The following is a 16,573-nucleotide window of genomic DNA, read 5'->3' on the forward strand; positions in this document are numbered from 1 at the left end:
GCGTGCAAGGGCGGGAGATTCCCGCCCTTTTCCTTTGCCCGCACTTGTGGTACAATACTGGGGAAAGCGAGGAGGGCAACATGAAACTTTCCAGAAAACAGGGCAAACAGATCGTCGGCAGTATCCTGCTGGGAGCGGTGCTGCTGCTGGCGGCATGCGCGTTGGCGAGGCAGCTTTGGGCCAGATGGATCACGCTGGCGCTCCTGCTGGTCGGGCTGGTGCTGGCGGGGTCTGGCATGGTGCGGTTTTACCACTTTGCGCGGTGTCCGCGCTGCAAGAAATTTATGGGATTCCGCATCCCATGGCCATGGAGTTATCATTCCATGTTTTGTAGCATTTGCGGCGGTTTGATCGATTATGAAGACGATGATTGAACTTACGGCGCGTAAAAGGAAGGGAATATTGTATTGAAAAAAATTTATCTGGCAGGGTTCGATGTGTTTGCACCCGACGCTTTACAGCGCGGCGCAAAAATGAAAATGATGTGTGCGGAGCGCGGCTTTGTCGGCCTCTATCCGTTTGATAACGAGGCGGACAGCGCTTCCGGGATTTTCGAGGGTAACTGCGGCCTGATCGACCAGGCCGACATTGTAATCGCCAATTTAAATCCGTTCCGCGGGGACGAGCCGGACAGCGGCACGTGCTTTGAGGTCGGTTATGCGTATGCAAGAGGTAAAACGGTATACGCCTATTTATCCGATGCGCGTACGATGCGGGAGAAGCTGGGCGAAAACGACCAATACGGTTTTGCAGTCGAAAATTTTGGAAAGCCGCTCAATCTGATGCTGGCAAGCGCGGCTACGGTTGTCGAGGGCGGTTTTGCGCAGGCGCTTGCTCGCTGTGCGGCAGAACAGGCATAAACCGCCGCGCTTTCAGGCACAATAAATTCCGGTGATGCAAATGAGAAAAAACTCAGCGGGATTATTTTTGTTCGGCGCGGCTGGATATGCCGCGCTTGAAGTGCTGTGGCGCGGCTACACCCATTGGACGATGGCGCTGACCGGCGGCGCGGTGCTGGTCGCATTGGATAAGCTGAAAAACGAGGTGCGCCATGCAAAGCCGCTGTCCCGCTGCGCGGCGGGCGCGGCGCTTATCACGACCGCCGAATTTGTTGTCGGCTGTACGGTCAACCGGCGTTACCGCATGGCGGTCTGGGATTATTCGGACGAGCCGTTCAACGTGAAAGGGCAGGTCTGCCCGAAGTATGCTGCGCTCTGGCTTGCTTTGGCCGCGCCCATCATGCTGCCGCAGGGCGGAAAATAGCGCTTGCAATGCGAGGCGGGATACCGTATAATGGCCTTGGCAAATGCCGAAAGAGAGGAAACCATATCATGCTGATTGCAGTAAACGCAGGCAACAGCCACGTCCGTTTGGGAGGCTATGAGGAAGACGCGCGGGTTTTTGCCGCTTCTATCGCCGCCGATCCCAAGCAGACTGGGGATTCCTATGCCTGCACGCTGCGGCAGATTTTTTCCTTGTATGGTGTGGAAGAACAACAGATCAGCGGCGCGGTCATCAGCTCGGTTGTGCCCGGGATGACGCCCGTGCTCGAACAGGCGCTTTTATTGCTCGGCGTAACCGACGTGCTCGAAGTAGGCAGCGGCCTGAAAACCGGTTTGAACATCCGTTCCGAGCAGCCGCGGCAGGTCGGGAGCGACCGTGTGGCCTGCGCGGTCGCGGCGCGTGCGAAAGGGAAACTTCCCTGTGTGGTCGTTTCGCTTGGCACGGCGACCACTTTCACCGTGCTGGACGGCGAGGGCGCGCTCGTCGGTTCGGCGATCACCGCGGGCGTGCAGCTCAGTCTGGCCGCCTTGCGCGGGCAGGCGGCGCAGCTGCCTATGGTATCGCTTGACGCACGGGACGACGGCCTGCTGGCACGGAACACTGCGGACGCGATGCGTGTCGGCGTGGTCGTGGGCGCGGCGGCAATGGTCGACGGTATGATCGAACGCTATGCGGAAACGCTGGGACAAATGCCGCACGTCGTCGTTACAGGCGACGCGGCGGCGCTCATCCAGCCCTATCTGCGCGCTACCTGCGAGCACGACGAAAGCCTGCTGCTCGACGGCCTGCACCTGATTTGGAAGAGAAACCGCACTTAAAATTCGGCAGACGCCCAATTAGCCCTGTACCCGACGAAAGGGCGGGACGGGAGCAGGAGGAATACATATGCAAACAAAGAAGATGGATGTGCGTCTGTTGGCGCAGCTTGCTCTGCTGGCGGCGATTGAGATCGTCATGAAGCTGGTGGGGTTGGGAAGCGTCCCGGTAGGGCCGCTTTACATGTCGTTTTTGACTGTGCCGATTGCAGTCGGCGCCATGCTGCTCGGTCCGGCGGCCGGTGCGGTATTGGGCGGCGTGTTCGGCTTGGTCAGCATGAAGGATGCGATTACGGGCGCGTCAGTCATGACGGGCGCGCTGTTTCAGGTCAGCCCCGTGCATACGTTCGTGCTGTGCGTCGTGATGCGCGTGCTGATGGGCTGGTGTGTCGGCCTGCTGTTTCAGGGGCTGCGCAGGCTCGATAAAAAGGGCGGCTGGAGCTACTTTCTCGGCGCGCTGTCCGCGCCGCTGCTCAATACGCTGTTCTTTATGGGATATATCGTGCTCGTGTTTTATCAGTGCGATTTCATTCAAAACCTCGTCGCTACCAACGGCGCGGCCAACCCGCTTATGTTCGTCGTGCTGTTGGTCGGCGTGCAGGGGCTGATCGAGGCGGTCGTCTGCTGCGCAGCGGGCGGTGTGATCACCAAGGCTGTGGCGTCGTTTTTTCGTGCACGGGTAGCGGTTCCGACCGCGAAGCCCGTCGAGGCGCCGGCGCAAAAGTAAATAAACTAGAGGGCTGCGCAAGCGCAGCCCTCTTTTTACCGCATGTGCGAAAATGGCGTCTGCTTAGCCGAATATGGTTGATTTTCCACGATGGCAGTTTTATACTAAAGTTATCAGAAATTGGACGTGCACTGTTTCGTCCTTGGCAAAATCAGAGGGGGATAATTATGAAAAAATTGATTGCGGAATTCGTCGGCACGGCGGTGCTGGTCATCTTTGGCTGCGGCAGCGCGGTGGCGGCAAACACGCTGCTCACCAACATCGGGCAGGGAAACGGCCCGCTGGCGTTTTCCACGCTGCTGATCGCATTCGCGTTCGGTCTAGTCATTGTGGCGATGGCTTATTCGATCGGCAACGTGTCCGGCTGCCATATCAACCCGGCGGTTTCGCTCGGTATGCTGGTCGCTGGACGTATGGAGGTCAAGGAATTCGCGCGCTATCTGGCCGCACAGTTCTTGGGCGGCATTGCGGGCGCGGCGGTGCTGATCGTCATGCTGGGCAGCAATGCGGCGCTGGGCACTAACGGATACGGTGCCGCAAGCGCGTTGGGAATTGGTGTGGGACAGGCGCTGATCGTTGAGATTGTACTGACCTTTGTGTTCGTTCTCGCCGTGTTGGGCGTAACGAGCAAGGTCGAGAACAGTTCGGTTGCCGGCTTGGTTATCGGGCTTACGCTGACGCTGGTACACATTCTTGGCATCCCTTTCACTGGCACATCGGTCAATCCGGCGCGCTCTTTCGGGCCCGCGTTGCTGTGCGCAGACGGTTCGATCAAGCAGGTTTGGGTATTTATTGTCGCCCCGCTGGTCGGCGCGGCGCTTGCCGGGCTGTTTTATAAGGTGATCTCCTCGCCTGACAAAAGCGAAGCATAATAAAAACAAGTAAAAATCAGAAAAAGCGGTGCTTTCTTCCGGGATTCCGGTGGAAAGCGCCGCTTTTCTCGTTTGGCGAAATATGTTTTGCCAAAGTGGGGGCGTTTTCGCTAAAAGTTCATGGGAATAGCAAAGGTTCACAGTCCGCAAAAGCTGTTTGCGTGGCATAGTAAACGTGGAGGTGATGAAGTGAGGGCAACAAAAAGAATCGCGATTTCCCTAATTTTGACATTGACAATGTTGTTCAGTGCCCAAGCGGCGGAGATAACGTCGCTGATCCCAATTGGACACACTGTCGGTATCAAAATGAGCGCGGACGGCGTGCTGGTCGTCCGGTTCAATGAAGTGCAGACCCCGGATGGCCCCGTATGTCCCGCCCGTGACGCTGGACTGAGCGAAGGAGACCTGATCATTTCAGTCAACGGTACGGCGATCGACTCAAACGATGCGCTGCAAAAGCAAATCGCTTTATCGGGGGGACAGCCCGTCGCGCTCGTCGTGGAGCGTGATGGAGGAGAACAGACGATAACGGCTACGCCGAAAGCAGACGAAAACGGCGTTTATCGAATCGGCGTGCTGGCGCGTGACAGTATGGCAGGCATTGGCACGCTGACCTATGTTGATCCGGAGACCGGCGCATACGGCTCGCTCGGCCATGGTATTTGCGAAAGCGAGACCGGTGTGCTGCTTCCACTAAAGGAAGGCAGCCTGCTGTATTCTGTAGTCGGTGCGGTGCAAAAGGGCAAGATTGGTGAGCCGGGCGCACTGCAGGGTGAATTCCAGGGGGAAAGCTCGCTTGGTTCCGTCAATGAAAACACCGAGAGCGGTATCTTCGGTACGCTGACCGACACATCGTTATATGATTCTTTAGAAAGCGTACCAGTCGCGCAGGCCAGTGAAATCAAGGTTGGTGACGCGGAGATCCTAGCGAATGTTGAGGGGGATACCGTTCAGCATTATGCTGTGCAGGTGGTCAAGATTTATCCGGAGAACGATGAGTATGGCCGTGGCATGATGCTGCGCGTCACCGACCCGGAGCTGCTTGAAAAAACAGGCGGCATTGTGCAGGGCATGTCGGGCAGCCCGGTGCTGCAAAATGGCAAGCTGATTGGCGCGGTAACACACGTGCTGGTAAACGATCCTACCTGTGGCTACGCCATCAACATCGGCCGGATGATTGATGAAATGACAAACTAAAACCGCGGAAAAACAGGAGAAAGCGCGGTCTCTGTCGGAAAAAGAACTGTGAAAATATGGATTTTTTTGACAAAGGACTTGCAATTATTGGTAAGATATGGTAAATTAATACCAAGAAAAAAAGAGAATAATCTAGAAGAAGGTTGGTTTGACATCATGGAACAGAAACTTCGAGTATTATTAGCAGATAACGACGGCGAATTTTGCGCGCGTCTGGCGGAATGCATCGCGGGCGCGGTTGACATGGAACTGGTTGGGATCGCGGAGGACGGCAGCAAAGCGGTCAGCGCGGTGAATGAACTGAAACCTGATTTGCTCCTCATCGATCTGGTGCTGCCGGTGATGGACGGCGTGATGGTTTTAAATAAGCTGCATGACCAGAAACAGCCGGTTTCCGTATGCGTTCTCTCGGCCTTTATGAGTCCGCAGGTAAGTGCGGACTGCATGGCGCTCGGTGTCGATCTGCTGCTGCGCAAGCCAATGGAGCCCGAGGCTGTTTTGGATCGGGTGCGCATGTGGCGCAAGGGTCAGCTCAAGGCGGCATCCGCCGAGGAATCCCGCGCACTCGAGGTTCGTGTGACAGACGTTATCCACCAGGTCGGCGTTCCCGCGCATATCAAAGGGTATCAGTATCTGCGTGAAGCCATCATGATGGCGGTCGAGGACATGGAGGCAGTTGGAGCGATCACAAAGATTCTGTATCCGTCGATCGCGAAAAAGTTCAAGACCACTTCGTCCCGTGTGGAACGTGCGATTCGGCATGCCATTGAAGTCGCATGGGACCGCGGGGATCTGGAGACGCTCCAAAGCTATTTTGGCTATACGGTATCGGGCGTCAAGGGGAAGCCCACCAATTCGGAGTTTATTTCCATGATTGCGGATCGTCTGCGTTTGCAGATGCGGTTTGGTTCCTAAAAATAAGTCGGACGGTGCGGAAGCGCCGTCCGCTTTTTTATGCGCATGGGCAAAGTTGTCTGGAAATCGGCAGGTAAACAGTGTATACTATAGTTTAAGAAAAATTTTCGAAATGATGAGGAACCGCCGCATGAAGATTATGGTAATAGACGGCAACAGTATTTTAAACCGGGCGTTTTACGGCATCCGGCAGCTTTCCAACCACGAGGGACTGCCGACAAACGCAATCTACGGTTTTTTGGCTACGCTGTTTAAATTGCAGGAGGACGAAAAGCCGGACCGGACGGTCGTGTGTTTTGACGTGCGCGAAAAGACTTTCCGCCATGAAAAATTCGATTCTTATAAGGCTACCCGAAAAGGCATGCCGGACGAATTGGCTGCGCAGCTTCCGGTGCTCAAAGAGGTGTTGGACGCAATGGGGCTGGTGCGCGTCGAACTGGCAGGCTATGAGGCCGACGATCTCATCGGCACAATCAGCCGCAAAACGGACGAGCATGGAGATGCCTGCGTCGTTGTCACAGGCGATAGGGACAGCCTGCAGCTGATCGGCGGCGGAACGACCGTGCGCTTGGTGACGACCAAAATGGGACAGACCACCTATGAGACCTATGATAACGAAAAGTTCCGCGAAAAATACGGTTTCGATCCGATTCGTCTGATCGACCTGAAAGCGCTGATGGGCGATTCGTCGGACAATATTCCGGGCGTGCCCGGCGTGGGCGAAAAAACCGCCATGCAGCTTTTGCATGATTTCGGCACGCTGGACGGCGTATACGAGCATCTTGAGGATGAAAAAATCAAAAAAGGCGTGCGGGAAAAGCTGAAAGCAGGCGAGCAGTCCGCGCGGGACAGCTTTTGGCTGGCGACGATTGACCGCGAAGCACCGCTCGAGTTGGACGTGGGCAGCCTGCCCGAGGAATTTTTGGACGAGCAATCGCTTTATGCGCTGCTGACCCGGCTGGAATTTAAAAATTTCATTAAAAAGCTTGGCCTTTCGGGAGAACAGGCAGCCCCCACGCTGCCGGCGGTCGAGGCGCGGGAGTTTGCGTCTGCGGCGGAAGCGTTCGCGCTGCTCGATCAGCTTTCCAGTGCGGACGAGGTGTTTTCCGTCGTGTCGGATGCGCTGGATGCCGTGTGCCTGCTGACGGATGATACCGCCTGCACGCTGTTTGCGGATTCGTTTTCGCCGGAGGACTGGGACACGGTCGTCCGCCGGATGTTTGACGGCTCGCTGACATTGATACTGCATGACGCAAAACCCGCCATGATCACATTGCTTGAGAAAGGATTTGACGTTAAGGGAGTCGGCTTTGATACCTGCATCGCGGCATACCTTCTTGATCCGACCCAATCAGGCTATGATCTGCCCCGTGTTGCGCTGGCGTATTTGAACATGGAACTGCCGCCGTTCGATTTGGCAGGAGATCAGCCGCTATCGCTTTTGGGCGGGCATGAGGCGGAAACAAAAGCAATGGCTGCTCACGCAAACGCGGTCCGGGCCATTTACCGAGAAGCGTCGGCCAAAATCGAAGATCTTGGCATGCACAAGCTCTATTTTGAAATCGAGCTTCCACTTATGCAGGTGCTGGCGGAAATGCAGGTGCTGGGCTGTGCGGTCGCGCCCGACCAGCTCCGGCTTTTTGGAGAAACGCTCGATAAACGCATCGGCGAGCTGATTCATGAAATTTATGAGGACGCAGGCGGTCCGATCAACATAAACAGCCCCAAGCAATTGGGCGAATTGCTGTTTGAAAAGCTGGGGCTGCCCGCGCAGAAGAAAACAAAGACCGGGTATTCAACCAACGTCGAGGTGCTGGAGGGCATTGCGGACAAACACCCGATCGTGCCGCGTATTTTGGAGTACCGCACGCTGTCAAAGCTGAAGAGCACGTATGTCGACGGCTTGCTGAAAGTCATCAGCCCGCGTGACGGACGCATCCATTCCCATTTCCAGCAGACCGTGACCGCGACCGGCCGGCTGTCCTCCACCGACCCTAATTTACAGAATATCCCGGTGCGCACCGAGTTGGGCAGGGAGCTGCGCCGTATGTTTGTCGCGCGCGACGCCGACCATGTGCTGATCGACGCCGATTATTCCCAGATCGAGCTGCGCGTTCTGGCGCACATTTCGCAGGATGAAGCCATGATCGAAGCGTTTCGGAACGGACAAGACATCCATGCGGCGACCGCGAGCAAGGTGTATCATGTGCCGATCGAAGATGTGACGCCGCAGATGCGCTCGTCCTGCAAGGCGGTCAATTTTGGCATCGTGTACGGTATTTCGGATTTTTCGCTTGCGCAGGATATCGGCGTGTCGCGAAAGGAAGCGGGCGAGTTCATCCGCTCCTATCTGGCGACTTATCCAGGCGTCCACCGGTATATGGACGGCATCAAGGAGAGCGCTAAAGAAAAGGGCTATGTGGAAACGCTGTTTGGCCGCCGCCGCGCGCTGCCGGAACTGAAAAGCAAGAATTACAATATCCGTTCGTTTGGGGAACGTGTTGCGATGAACACGCCGATCCAGGGAACGGCTGCGGATATTATTAAAATTGCTATGGTGCGCGTGCGCGACCGGCTGGAGCGCGAGAACCTGCAAAGCCGCCTGATTTTACAAGTACACGATGAATTGATACTTGAAGCGCCGAAAACAGAGCAGGACTACGCGATACAGCTGCTGACCGAGGAAATGGAGGGCGCGTTCCAGATGGATGCGCCGCTGGTCGCTGAAGCGAAAGCAGGCCACAGCTGGTATGACACAAAGTAACAGGGTGACGCGAATGAACGAAATCATTTTTTTGTGCACGGGGAATACCTGCCGCAGCCCGATGGCGGAGGGGCTGTTCCGCGCGCGCGGCGGGGAGGAAAAAACCGGGCTTTTTGCCGCCTCGGCCGGCCTGTTCACGCAGGACGGCCTGCCCGCGTCGGAGAATGCAGTAAAAGCCGCGGCGGAGCTCGGCGCGGATATTTCAGGGCACCATTCCCGGATGCTGAACGTGGAACTGGCGCAAAACGCGAGATATCTGGTCTGTATGACAGGCGCTCACTATGACGTCGTGCGCGCGCAGTATCCGGACAGCGAAGAGAAACTCTTTATGCTGCTGCCCGAGGACGTTGCCGACCCGTTCGGCGGCGATTTGGAAACTTACCGCCGTGCCGCCGCACAGATTGACCAAGGGATCGCAACAGTGATCGAGCGGCTGGGAGCGCAGAAAGCATGAGCGGGCTGCAGATTGTCCCCGTGGAAGACTGCCATCTGCCTGCGCTCGCGCACGTCGAGCGGGCGTGCTTTGCCGCGCCTTGGAGCGAAGACGCGCTGCGTGACGAACTCGGCCGGGGGATTTTCCTTGCCGCCGAGCAGGATGGGGAGGTCGCGGGGTATGTCGGCTGCCAGACCGTGCTTGACGAGGGGTATGTCACCAACGTTGCGGTCTCGCCCGCGTTTCGCAGGCAGGGGATCGGACGGGCATTGGTCAGCGCACTGCTTTCGCGTGCGCAGGATATGCGCCTGTCGTTCGTGACGTTGGAAGCGCGCGCCTCGAACGCGCCCGCTATTGCGCTCTACAAGGGAGCGGGCTTCCGCGTGGTCGGCACGCGTAAAGGATTCTACCGGAATCCCGCCGAGGACGCGCTGCTGATGACCTGTTATTTGAAGGAGACAGACTGATGGAACTTAAATTTGTCGATGTGGAAAACGAGGACCTGCTCGCTCTGGTCGCCGAACTGGACATTTATTTTCATTCAAATTGGGGACGTGTAGCAGAGCAGTACAGTCAGTACCATCAGCTTTCGGGCATGGCCTGCGCAGTCGTGGCATACATAGATGGAAGCCCGGCGGGATGTGGCTGCTGGCGCGCGTTTGACCCGGTCACAGCGGAGATAAAACGGATGTATGTCCGTCCGGCGTTCCGGCGGCAAGGCGTGGCGGGCGCAGTCATTGCCGCGCTCGAACAGCATGCCGCGTCGAGCGGATGCCATCGGGCTGTGCTGGAAACAGGTTCGGATATGCCGGACGCCCTCTCGTTTTATGAAAAGCAAGGATACCGCATCGTGCCGAACTACGGTGATTTTGTCGGAGACGAAATCTGCGCCTGCATGGAAAAGTTTTTAAACGGGGCGGTAAACTAAGCGGAGGACAGCATGATTGTATTGACAATATTGATCGCAGGTACGGCGCTCGCAGCGTCTGCGTTTTGCCATGGCCTTTGCGACATGCTGATGCTGGCCCGCACAGGCGGCGATATGACGGCTGTGAAAAACAGGCTTTCGGTCAGCCTGTTTTTCGCAGTCTCGCTGCCTGCGGCCGCGGCGGCGTGGGCCGCGTTCCGCCTGCTTTCGTAAAGGTTGGGGGATAAACGAAATGAAGATACTTGCAATTGAATCGTCCTGCGATGAAACAGCCGCCGCAGTCGTCGAGAATGGCCGGAAGGTGCTCTCAAGCGTGATCGACACGCAGATCGAAACGCATGCGCTGTACGGCGGCGTGGTGCCCGAGATCGCGTCACGGCGGCATATGGAGGCCGTCGTGCGGGTGACGGAAAAAGCGCTTGCCGACGCGCGACTGGACAAGCGGGCGCTTGACGCAGTCGCCGCGACCTGCGCGCCCGGGCTGATCGGCGCGCTGCTGGTCGGTGCAAATTTCGGTAAGGCGCTTGCGTTTTCGCTGCAAAAGCCGTTTGTTCCGGTGCACCATATTCGCGGACACATCGCGGCGGTCTATCTGACCTATCCGGAACTTGCGCCGCCGTTTCTGACGCTCATCGCGTCCGGCGGGCACAGCCAGATCGTGCTGGTGCGCGATTATACCGATTTTGAAATATTGGGCGGCACACGGGACGACGCGGCCGGTGAGGCGTTCGATAAGGTCGCGCGCGTGCTGGGCGTCGGCTATCCGGGCGGGCCTAAGATCGATAAGCTGGCGCAGTGCGGCGATAAAACACGCTATACGCTGCCAAATTCGCATATAAAAGATGCGCCGCTCGACTTTTCTTTTTCCGGCCTCAAGACGGCGGTCATCAATTTGGCGCATAACGCGCAGCAGAAAGGCGAAGCGCTTGACCGGGAATCGCTCGCGGCCACATTTTGCGATGCGGTCGTGCAGACGCTGGTACCACGGCTCGAGCTGGCGGTACGAGAGACGGGGATGAAGCATGTCGTCTGCGCGGGTGGCGTAGCGGCGAACTCTTTTTTGCGCGCGGCTTTGCAGGATATGGCAAAGCGCATGGATGCGAAGCTGTATCTGCCGCCGCTTTCGCTCTGCGGCGACAATGCGGCCATGATCGGAAGTCAGGCGTATTACGAATATCTGGCAGGACATATAGGCCAAACCGCGCAAAATGCTTTTGCTACCGCGGGCATCAGCGAGAATATTTGTGAAAAGCGATAGGGGAAAAGCCCTTTTCAAATATCGAAATATGCGGTAAAATAGAAGTGCTTTCTTGTAAAAAGAGAGCGCTTCTGTTTGTTTTTACTGGGCACGGCGGTATTGCCGCTGTGGAGAAGGCTGTGGAAGCCGCAACTTTCCCATCCTGTTTAGGGTGGGAGCGGCGCTTTGCTGAGCGCCGTGGTTTTTTGAAGGAGTGTAGGAAACACAATGGGTATGACAATTGCGCAAAAGATCCTGGCCGCGCACCTGGTGGATGGCGAAATGGTTGTGGGGCAGGAGATCGGCCTCAAGATCGACCAGACGCTGACGCAGGACGCGACCGGTACCATGGCGTACCTCCAATTTGAGGCCATGGACGTCGATCAGGTCAAGACCGAGCGGTCGGTCGCCTATATCGACCACAATACCCTGCAATCCGGCTTCGAAAATGCGGACGACCACAAATATATCGGTTCGGTCGCGAAGAAGCACGGGATTTACTATTCTAAGGCAGGCAACGGCATCTGCCATCAGGTGCATTTGGAGCGCTTTGGCGCGCCGGGAAAAACGCTCATTGGCTCGGACAGCCATACGCCGACCGGCGGAGGCATCGGCATGCTGGCGTTCGGCGCGGGCGGTCTGGACGTTGCGGTCGCCATGGGCGGCGGCGCGTATTATATCCCCTGTCCCAAAATGGTCAAGGTTTATTTAAACGGCAAGCTGCGCCCGTGGGTGTCCGCCAAGGACATCATCCTTGATGTGCTGCGCCAGATGACCGTCAAGGGCGGCGTGGGTAAAATTGTCGAGTACGTGGGAGACGGCGTGAAGACTCTGTCCGTGCCTGAGCGCGCGACCATCACCAACATGGGTGCGGAGCTGGGAGCGACCACCTCGATCTTCCCGTCCGACGAAGTGACGAAGGCGTTTCTTGAAGCGCAGGGACGCGGCGACGTATGGGTTCCGCTGTCCTCGGATCCGGACGCGCAGTATGACGAGGAATACACGGTCGATCTAAACATGCTCGAGCCGCAGGCGGCAAAGCCCCATATGCCCGATAACGTGCAGAAAGTGACCGAGATCGGGCCGATCAAGGTCAACCAGTGCTGCATTGGCTCATGCACCAACTCGTCCTATTACGATATGATGAAAGTCGCCGCCATTTTAAAGGGGAAAACCGTTCATCCCGACGTGTCGCTGACTATCAGCCCCGGCTCCAAGCAGGTGCTCGATATGCTCGCTAAGAACGGCGCGCTGTCCGACATCATCGCTGCCGGCGCGCGAATTCTGGAATGCGCCTGCGGCCCTTGCATCGGCATGGGTCAAAGCCCCGAGTCGGGCGGCGTATCTCTCCGCACGTTCAACCGCAACTTTGAGGGCCGCTCCGGCACACAGGACGCGCAGATCTATCTGGTTTCGCCCGAGGTCGCGGCTGCTTCCGCACTCGCCGGCGTGCTGACCGACCCGCGCACGCTCGGCGGAATGCCTGAGATTAAAATGCCAGAGAAGTTCGATATCAACGACAATCTGATCGTAAAGCCTGCGGAGAACCCGGCCGAGGTCGAGGTCGTGCGCGGTCCGAATATAAAGCCGTTCCCGCTGGGGGAGGCGCTGGAAGCATCGTACAGCGGCAAGGTCGTCCTTAAAACGGAGGATAATATCACGACCGATCATATCCTGCCTGCCGGCGCGAAGCTGCTGCCATACCGCTCGAATGTGCCGCACTATTCCAACTATTGCTTTGTCAACGTCGATCCCGAATTCCCGTCTCGCTGCAAAGAGCAGGGCGGCGGTGTGATCGTCGGAGGAGCGAATTACGGACAGGGCTCCTCGCGCGAGCACGCGGCGCTCGTGCCGCTGTATCTCGGCGTCAAGGCCGTACTGTGCAAGTCATTTGCCCGCATCCATAAAGCGAATCTGGTCAACTCCGGCATCCTGCCGCTGACCTTTGCCGACCCGTCCGATTATGACGCTGTTTCGCTGCTTGATGAAATTTCCCTGCCGCACGTGCGCGAGGAAATTGAAAACGGCAGCCAGGTGACTGTCGTTTGCGGCGGCAGAACCTTTAAGGCCGACTGCGACGTGTCCGACCGTCAGCGCGGCGCGCTTCTTGCGGGCGGTACGCTCAATTTTGCCAAGCAGAACGCGAAGTAACGCAGAACAGTCAGAGGGGAATGGGATATCCTCTCTGACTGCTTTCTTGACAGAATGCAAATTCGTTGTTAAAATTATATCAATTGCAGGAGGACGGCATATGTCTATCGACAAGTCTGTTATGGATAAATTCGAGGCGATTGTGGAGAGCCAGAGGAAGCGCATCGCCGATATGAAAGCACAGGATGATTTTATTGACTACAAGAAGCTGGATAAGCTGATCATCGGCGTGTGCGGCGGCGACGGCATTGGCCCGATGATCATCGGCATGGCCCAGCACGCGCTGGAAACGTTGTTGGCCGATAAGGTGAAAGCGGGCAAGGTGGAGTTTCGCACGATTGACGGGCTGACTATCGAACGCCGCGCCGAGCTCGGCTGCGCGATCCCGCCCGATACGCTGGAAGAACTGAAAAAGTGCCACGTCATCCTCAAGGGGCCGACCACGACCCCGCGCAAGGGCGACCCGTGGCCGAATGTCGAATCCGCCAACGTCGCGATGCGAAAGGCGCTCGACCTGTTTGCCAACGTCCGTCCGGTCAAGGTGCCAGAACTGGGCATTGACTGGACGTTCTACCGCGAGAACACCGAGGGCGGTTACGCTGTCGGCTCGCAGGGCGTGCAGATCGACGACGACCTGTTTATCGATTTTACCGTCGCCACCGCGCAGGGATGTGAGCGAATTGCGCGCCTCGCGTTCGAGTATGCCGCCAAGACCGGCAAAAACCGCGTGTCCTGTGTGACCAAGGCGAATATCATCAAAACGACCGACGGCAAGTTCCTCGATACCTGCCAGAAGGTCGCCGCGGAATATCCGGATGTGGTGTTTGATGATTGGTACATCGATATCATGACTGCAAAGCTGCTGGACGACAAGCGCCGCCGCGATTTTAAGGTGGTCGTGCTGCCAAACTTGTACGGCGATATCATCACAGACGAGGCAGCCGAAATCCAGGGCGGCGTGGGTACGGCTGGCTCGGCCAACATCGGCAAGCGCTATGCGATGTTCGAGGCCATTCATGGCTCCGCGCCGCGAATGGTGCAGGAGGGCCGCGCAAAGTATGCCGACCCGTCCTCGGTGCTGCGCGCGTCGGTCATGCTGCTCGAGCACATCGGCGAGATCGAGTTGGCGAACAAACTCGACCGCGCGCTGGATATTTGCATGGTGGAAGAGAAGAAATATACGGTCAACGGACGCGATACCGGCGCGACCGCGCAGCAGTTCACCGATTATGTGCTGGAGACCATCGCCAAGCTGTAAGCCGGATTTTTTACCGAAGAGAGGGAGGATTACCAATGGAACGCAAACAAGAGGTTTCAAAAGCGGTAATCCAGCGTATGCCGCGCTATTATCGAAACATCTGCGACCTTAAGACCGAAGGCGTGCAGCGGATCTCGTCCCGCGCGCTGGCCGAACGCATGGGGCTGACGGCTTCGCAGATCCGGCAGGATTTTAACTGTTTTGGCGGCTTTGGCCAGCAGGGCTATGGCTATAATGTCGATAAGCTGCTCGAGGAATTGGGCGCGATCCTTGGCCTGCAGGCCGGGCGAACGGCTATTTTGATCGGCGCAGGCAATTTAGGCCGCGCGCTGCTCAACAACTTTGATTTTGCGTCGAGCGGTTTCCGTCTGCTATGCGCGTTCGATGCGGGAACGGAGCTGGTCGGCAAGAAATTTGGTGGCCATGAGGTGCGGGATAGTGCGGGGCTGTTTGAGTATGTGTCCCGCCGCAAGCCCGACGTGGCGGTGCTGACGTTGCCACGCGACTATGCGCCCGGTGTGGCGCGCGATCTGGTCGACCATGGCATCAAGGGTTTGTGGAATTTCACGGGCGCGGATTTGCATTTAGAAGGGCTGGGGGTGCCGGTGGAAAACGTGCACCTATCTGACAGCCTGATGACGTTGTGCCACCTGGTGGAGCAGCGGGAAGAATAAAAAGAAGCTGTTGCAGTTTGCTGCAACAGCTTCTTTTTATATCTTGTCGAGGGAGTAGGGCGTTGTCTGGTAAACATAGTAATTGAGCCAATTAGTGTAGAACAGGTAAGCATGAGATTTCCAGGTGACCTCGATTTCGTTAGAGGGATCGTTGTTGCGGAAATAGTGGCGCGGCACCTGCGGCTGCATCCCCTTTGCGAGGTCGCGCTCGTATTCTAGTCTGAGTGTATCCACATCGTATTCCGAATGGCCGAACACAAAAATCTGCCGCCCGTTGAGCGCCTCCACGATATAAACACCGGCTTCGCTGGATTTTGCCAGTAGGCGCAGACGGTCGTCCTGGCGAATATCCTCGGCTCGCACCTCGGTATGGCGCGAGTGCGGTGCCCAAAATTCGTTGTCAAAGCCGCGCATGAGCGGTTCCTTGGGATACAGCACATGGTGCTTGAACACACCGGACATTTTCTGTGGTAGCGGATACTTGGGAATGCCATAATGATGGTATAGGCCGGCCTGCGCACCCCAGCAGATATGGAGTGTGGAATGGACATGCGTTTTCGTCCAGTCCATGATCTCGGTCAGTTCCTCCCAGTAGTCGACCGCCTCAAACGGCATATTTTCGATGGGTGCGCCCGTGATAATGAAGCCGTCATATTTCTGTTCCCTGATATCTGCAAATGTTTTATAAAAAGTGAGCAGGTGATCTTCAGGCGTATTTTTAGACTGGTATGTGCTCGTTTGGATCAGGTCGACCTCGATCTGCAGCGGCGTATTGGACAGGCAGCGCAGAATCTGCGTTTCTGTAACAATTTTGAGCGGCATCAGATTGAGCAGCGCGATGCGGAGCGGGCGGATATCCTGCGTTAGCGCACGGTGCTCGGTCATTACAAAGATGTTTTCGCTCTCCAGAATCGCACGCGCCGGCAAGCTGTCGGCTATTTTAATGGGCAAGCCGACACCTCCTTATCATTATCTATTTTATAACAGGGAGCATTATAGCAGAAAAGAGGCGATTTCACAAGGTTAAATGCCTCAAAAAAGACAGAAAAGGCAAACACCAAATTTTTTTGAAAAAAACGTTAAAAACCTGTTGACAAAACGCTTGACCCGCGATATACTAAATAAGCTGTCACCGAGCGAGAGAAACACCGAATGGTGTGGAACAAACGCGGTTTCGGCAGTAATTGCACCTTGTAAATTAAACAACGAAAAAGCTAGACGCTCAGAAATGAGTGTCGCGTGTGAACCTGAAAATTCTTATTTGAGATAAAACTCAAGTAAATCGTGTGGGAGTCGGAACCCCACAAAAAACAAACCG

Annotated in this window: 18 protein-coding genes; 17 read left to right on the top strand and 1 reads right to left on the bottom strand. The window is 56.5% G+C overall.

Annotation, left to right across the window (positions count from 1 at the left end):
- Window positions 1-80: 80 nt before the first annotated feature.
- The 17 genes from SO058_RS02780 (at window position 81) to SO058_RS02860 (ending at window position 15,255) form a co-directional block, all read left to right on the top strand.
- On the top strand, window positions 81-374 hold the full coding sequence (locus tag SO058_RS02780; protein WP_320841471.1) for a hypothetical protein: 294 nt from the start codon (window positions 81-83) through the stop codon (window positions 372-374).
- 33 nt (window positions 375-407) lie between these two features.
- On the top strand, window positions 408-860 hold the full coding sequence (locus SO058_RS02785) for a nucleoside 2-deoxyribosyltransferase (RefSeq protein ID WP_320841472.1): 453 nt from the start codon (window positions 408-410) through the stop codon (window positions 858-860).
- A 40-nt stretch (window positions 861-900) separates the two neighbouring features.
- Entirely contained in the window at window positions 901-1,263 is a 363-nt protein-coding gene (locus SO058_RS02790) for a putative ABC transporter permease (protein WP_320841473.1), read from the top strand.
- A gap of 68 nt (window positions 1,264-1,331) precedes the next feature.
- Window positions 1,332-2,102, top strand: coding sequence for a type III pantothenate kinase (locus tag SO058_RS02795; RefSeq protein WP_320841474.1), 771 nt, complete (start codon window positions 1,332-1,334; stop codon window positions 2,100-2,102).
- Between the two features lie 67 nt (window positions 2,103-2,169).
- The gene (locus SO058_RS02800) at window positions 2,170-2,826 is read left to right on the top strand and encodes an ECF transporter S component (RefSeq protein WP_320841475.1); all 657 of its coding nucleotides are present in this window, start codon (window positions 2,170-2,172) and stop codon (window positions 2,824-2,826) included.
- A gap of 167 nt (window positions 2,827-2,993) precedes the next feature.
- Complete coding sequence (locus SO058_RS02805; RefSeq protein ID WP_320841476.1) at window positions 2,994-3,698, top strand: MIP family channel protein; 705 nt, start codon at window positions 2,994-2,996, stop codon at window positions 3,696-3,698.
- 189 nt (window positions 3,699-3,887) lie between these two features.
- Window positions 3,888-4,895, top strand: coding sequence for a SpoIVB peptidase (spoIVB, locus tag SO058_RS02810; protein WP_320841477.1), 1,008 nt, complete (start codon window positions 3,888-3,890; stop codon window positions 4,893-4,895).
- Between the two features lie 156 nt (window positions 4,896-5,051).
- A complete protein-coding gene (gene spo0A / locus SO058_RS02815) occupies window positions 5,052-5,810 on the top strand; it encodes a sporulation transcription factor Spo0A (RefSeq protein ID WP_320841478.1) in 759 nt (252 codons plus the stop codon).
- A gap of 130 nt (window positions 5,811-5,940) precedes the next feature.
- The gene (gene polA, locus SO058_RS02820; RefSeq protein ID WP_320841479.1) at window positions 5,941-8,574 is read left to right on the top strand and encodes a DNA polymerase I; all 2,634 of its coding nucleotides are present in this window, start codon (window positions 5,941-5,943) and stop codon (window positions 8,572-8,574) included.
- 13 nt (window positions 8,575-8,587) lie between these two features.
- Window positions 8,588-9,028, top strand: coding sequence for a low molecular weight protein arginine phosphatase (locus SO058_RS02825; RefSeq protein WP_320841480.1), 441 nt, complete (start codon window positions 8,588-8,590; stop codon window positions 9,026-9,028).
- Window positions 9,025-9,474, top strand: coding sequence for a ribosomal protein S18-alanine N-acetyltransferase (rimI, locus tag SO058_RS02830; RefSeq protein ID WP_320841481.1), 450 nt, complete (start codon window positions 9,025-9,027; stop codon window positions 9,472-9,474). The genes SO058_RS02825 and rimI overlap by 4 nt, the downstream gene beginning before the upstream one ends.
- The gene (locus tag SO058_RS02835) at window positions 9,474-9,935 is read left to right on the top strand and encodes a GNAT family N-acetyltransferase (RefSeq protein WP_320841482.1); all 462 of its coding nucleotides are present in this window, start codon (window positions 9,474-9,476) and stop codon (window positions 9,933-9,935) included. Before rimI ends, SO058_RS02835 begins: the two co-directional genes overlap by 1 nt.
- Before the next feature lie 12 nt (window positions 9,936-9,947).
- Window positions 9,948-10,148, top strand: a complete 201-nt coding sequence (locus SO058_RS02840) for a hypothetical protein (RefSeq protein WP_320841483.1) — start codon at window positions 9,948-9,950, stop codon at window positions 10,146-10,148.
- Between the two features lie 19 nt (window positions 10,149-10,167).
- On the top strand, window positions 10,168-11,193 hold the full coding sequence (gene tsaD / locus SO058_RS02845; RefSeq protein ID WP_320841484.1) for a tRNA (adenosine(37)-N6)-threonylcarbamoyltransferase complex transferase subunit TsaD: 1,026 nt from the start codon (window positions 10,168-10,170) through the stop codon (window positions 11,191-11,193).
- Between the two features lie 207 nt (window positions 11,194-11,400).
- Window positions 11,401-13,323 carry an aconitate hydratase gene (locus SO058_RS02850; protein ID WP_320841485.1) on the top strand — a complete coding sequence of 641 codons (1,923 nt, stop codon included), beginning with the start codon at window positions 11,401-11,403 and terminating at the stop codon, window positions 13,321-13,323.
- A 100-nt stretch (window positions 13,324-13,423) separates the two neighbouring features.
- Window positions 13,424-14,581: an isocitrate/isopropylmalate family dehydrogenase gene (locus SO058_RS02855; protein WP_320841486.1), complete on the top strand. Its 1,158-nt coding sequence runs from the start codon at window positions 13,424-13,426 to the stop codon at window positions 14,579-14,581.
- 35 nt (window positions 14,582-14,616) lie between these two features.
- Complete coding sequence (locus SO058_RS02860; protein ID WP_320841487.1) at window positions 14,617-15,255, top strand: redox-sensing transcriptional repressor Rex; 639 nt, start codon at window positions 14,617-14,619, stop codon at window positions 15,253-15,255.
- A 36-nt stretch (window positions 15,256-15,291) separates the two neighbouring features.
- On the opposite strand, the gene metA is transcribed toward SO058_RS02860, so the two are convergent.
- The gene (gene metA / locus SO058_RS02865; RefSeq protein ID WP_320841488.1) at window positions 15,292-16,206 is read right to left on the bottom strand and encodes a homoserine O-acetyltransferase MetA; all 915 of its coding nucleotides are present in this window, start codon (window positions 16,204-16,206) and stop codon (window positions 15,292-15,294) included.
- Window positions 16,207-16,573: the final 367 nt, after the last annotated feature.

It is taken from the genome of Agathobaculum sp. (assembly GCF_034098985.1).
GTDB lineage: Bacteria > Bacillota > Clostridia > Oscillospirales > Butyricicoccaceae > Agathobaculum.